The organism is Brevibacillus sp. SIMBA_040, from assembly GCF_046535075.1.
Lineage (GTDB): Bacteria > Bacillota > Bacilli > Brevibacillales > Brevibacillaceae > Brevibacillus.
In genome coordinates, this window is record NZ_JAWRXI010000125.1 from 1 (window position 1) to 294 (window position 294).

The following is a 294-nucleotide window of genomic DNA, read 5'->3' on the forward strand; positions in this document are numbered from 1 at the left end:
CCCAATGGCACCGATGCCCTGCTGGCCATCGCCGACCAGTTCAAGGGCGATGGCAGCGTCAAGGAAGCCGAAACCGAGGAATGGCGTAGCTGGGAGGTCAACAAACGCCTGGAACACGCGCTGGTCAAGGGCATCACCACGCACATCGTTGAAGACACCGAAGAGTCGCGCCTGAGCTTCAGCCGCCCGATCGAGGTGATCGAAGGCCCGCTGATGTCCGGCATGAACGTGGTCGGCGACCTGTTCGGCGCCGGCAAGATGTTCCTGCCCCAGGTGGTTAAATCCGCCCGGGTC

The 294-nt window shown here is 62.9% G+C and carries 1 protein-coding gene; it reads left to right on the plus strand.

Annotated features, from left to right (window positions below):
* The coding region (locus SB752_RS32235) for a B12-binding domain-containing protein (protein ID WP_410719472.1) at positions 1-294 on the plus strand (294 nt) is incomplete at both ends.